Below are 2,708 nucleotides of genomic sequence, written 5' to 3'. Positions count from 1 at the left end.
TCCCCCGCGAGCTACAGAGCGGGAGCGGCGGAACGTGGATCGGGCCGGTGATGCCGGCCAGCCTGGCCGCACAGCCCGCGGCTCACTGAGGCCGCAGCAGCGACAGCCGTACCTTGTTGTCGGTGAGCGTCACCACCAGCGTGTCGCCCGGCGCCACCGCGTCGAGCTGCCCGGCGTCCAGGAACTCGGTGAGGTCGTCGTCGCCCACCTTCACGTCGGCGCGGTAGCCGCGGGCGTAGGCCACGCTGTCCGGCTTGCGCTTCGCGGCGTTGCTGCGCAGGTAGATGCCGCGGTCGTTCATCAGCCACAGCCCGGGCGGCGCGCCGGTGCCGGGGTGCTCCTCCACCGCCTCCCAGTCCGGGTCCTCGTCGCTCAGGCTCACGCCCGCGGCGATGCACCGCTGCCCGAACGTCATCTCCCGCTCCTTGGCGGCCCGCGACTCCTCCACCAGCGCCTTCACCTCGGCGCCCTCGAACTCGTACCGCTGCTCCATCCGCCGCTCCTCTCCGTTGATCCACTCTCGCGCCGTCATCATCCACCGGCGCGCTCTCGCTCACGAGACGCCGCCGGTCATCCCTGCCGCGCATTGGCGGAGAATCTGCGGGCCGGCACCGTCCCACTTCATCGGCATCGAACGAGCCGTCGCCGTACATACTCCGTGCGCGAAAGGGTTTCGGATCGATGCGAGATTCCGCATCTCCCGAAGCCGATCCGCCGTTCCAAATCTCCGCACTGGTGACGAGCGGACTGCTTGATGCACCCACCAGGCGCGATTAACGTGCGGCAGCGGGGGCGTCCACGCGTGAAACGTTGGGCGCACCTCCGCCGTACGGGCCGCCACATCCCACCGTTCACCCTCGTAGCGAGCCGGACCGATGCAGACGCTTCCCATGGACGTCCCGAAGGTCATCCTCTTCACCGCCATCGCCATCACGATGGTGGTGCCTGTGGTAGGCATCACCGCGCGCATTGCCCTGCGACCCATCGTGGACGCCATGGCGCGCCTGCGCGAGAGCAGCGGCCGCAACGACGCCCTGACCATGGTGGAGCGGCGCCTCGCGCTGGTGGAGCAGGAGCTTCAGGCAATCGAGGGCATCCGCACCGACGTGCGGCGACTGGTGGAGGAGGACGAATTCCGCCGCCAGCTCACCCTCCCCAACACGGCGCAGCCGGAGTAGGTCCGCGGGTACTGCCGGCGTTTGACGGCGCGCGTCCGGCCATCTTCAGCGCGCGGCGGACCCGTCCTCGGTGTCGCCGCCGATGCGCGGATATAGCCGCCGCCTCACCACCGGACAAGTCCGCGGTGTTCGGTAGATGACGATGCGGTGTCCGCGCGTCCGTTCCGCCGCGGCGGCAGGCGACGGCAGATACGTGAGATGCCGTGCGGAAGATGTGGACGGGAGATGGTACGGAATCCGGGAGAATCGGTGCGGCCAGCATCGCCCTGGCGGCTAAAGCCGCGGGCTACGACGGCGCGAAGCCCACCTCCGTGGGCTGCTACCGATGGTCCGAACCGCTTCGGGCGAGACTCCGCGAAGGCAAGTCGACCTACCCGGAATCCGTATGAGAAGCGACGATCCCCAATCGGCCGGTGAGAAGCTGAAACGCGTGAAGGGGGCCCGGCGGAATCGCCGGGCACCCTTCGCTGTCTTCGACTGCGTGCTGCTTACGAGCGCTGCTGCGGCGTGGCCTGCGCCGGGTTGCGCTGTCCGCCGCGGTGGCCGTGGCCCTCGCGGTTGCCGCGCTCCTGGCGGTGCAGGGCCTTGACCTGGTCCTTCTGGGCGGAGGTGAGGACGGACTTCACCTGCTCCATCGCCGCCTTGTTGTTGTCGCGCATCTGCTTCATGAGCGGGCGCATCTGCTCGCGGCTCTGCTTCAGCGCGGCGCGCTGCTGCTCGGTGAGCTGCGGGCGCTGGCCCTGCGCGCCGCCCTGGCCGCGCTCCGGCAGGCCGGCCTGCTGCCGCATGGCGCGCATGCGCTCCATGATGGGTTGGTTGCGGCTCTGCAGCCCCTGCTCGATGCCCTGCAGCCGCTGCACCTGCGCGTCGGTCAGGCTGAGCTGCTGCCGGTTGGCGATGAGGCGCTGGATGGGGCTCTGACGCGGCCCCTGCTGCCCCTCGCCGCGGCCGCCGCGGGCGTGCTGGCCGTGGGCCTCGCGGCCCTGCGCCGGGGCGGACGCCTGCTGCGCGTGCAGCGAAAGCGGCGCGCCCACGAGCGCCAGGCCGAGTGCGAACGAACGGATCTTCATGACCGGTATCTCTCTGATGCGTGGTGAATCGCAGCCCCTATCGGGTTGCTCTGAATAGGTTTACATCGTCACCTCCACATCCGTTGGTTAGCGTTTGGTTAAGCTGGGGGAACACGGAAGCCTCCCCGCCTCGCCCGCGCACGACAGCACCGCATCCACTCCCTCGCCCGCCCGCCGCAGCGACGCCGAATCGTCCAGATCGGCGAAGACGGTCTCCGCCGCGGCTCCGCGTAGGCCGGGCAGGCGTTCGGCGGCGCAGCTCATCGCGCGGACGCGGTGGCCCCGGCGCGCCAGCTGGCGCACGGCCTCGCGGCCCAGGTGCCCGCACGCACCCGCCACCAGCACGCGCATCACGCACCACCCGCGAGGGCCATCCGCTCCGCCACGGCCACCCGGAAGCGCGCCGCGTCGTCCGGCCCCAGGCCGATGCGCGTGACCTGCCGGCGCATCCCGTACGGCC

4 protein-coding genes are annotated in these 2,708 nt (G+C 70.6%); 1 reads left to right on the top strand and 3 read right to left on the bottom strand.

The genetic code is table 11. The annotated features are described in order from the left end of the window. Positions 1-82: 82 nt before the first annotated feature. Positions 83-535 (bottom strand): DUF3085 domain-containing protein, encoded by a 453-nt coding sequence (locus VFE05_02860; protein HET6228990.1) that lies wholly within the window; start codon positions 533-535, stop codon positions 83-85. A gap of 340 nt (positions 536-875) precedes the next feature. Between VFE05_02860 and VFE05_02855 the strand changes: the two genes are divergently transcribed. Beyond that, entirely contained in the window at positions 876-1,178 is a 303-nt protein-coding gene (locus tag VFE05_02855) for a hypothetical protein (protein ID HET6228989.1), read from the top strand. A gap of 488 nt (positions 1,179-1,666) precedes the next feature. Here VFE05_02855 and VFE05_02850 read toward each other — a convergent pair whose 3' ends face one another. Together VFE05_02850 and VFE05_02845 are read right to left on the bottom strand one after the other, a co-directional pair. Beyond that, on the bottom strand, positions 1,667-2,248 hold the full coding sequence (locus VFE05_02850; protein ID HET6228988.1) for a Spy/CpxP family protein refolding chaperone: 582 nt from the start codon (positions 2,246-2,248) through the stop codon (positions 1,667-1,669). An 87-nt stretch (positions 2,249-2,335) separates the two neighbouring features. Then, on the bottom strand, positions 2,336-2,599 hold the full coding sequence (locus VFE05_02845; protein ID HET6228987.1) for an NAD(P)H-binding protein: 264 nt from the start codon (positions 2,597-2,599) through the stop codon (positions 2,336-2,338). Positions 2,600-2,708: the final 109 nt, after the last annotated feature.

This window comes from Longimicrobiaceae bacterium (genome assembly GCA_035696245.1).
Lineage (GTDB): Bacteria > Gemmatimonadota > Gemmatimonadetes > Longimicrobiales > Longimicrobiaceae > DASRQW01.
The sequence above is the reverse complement of the archived record's forward strand: the minus strand, read 5'-3'. Positions and strand labels throughout refer to the sequence as shown.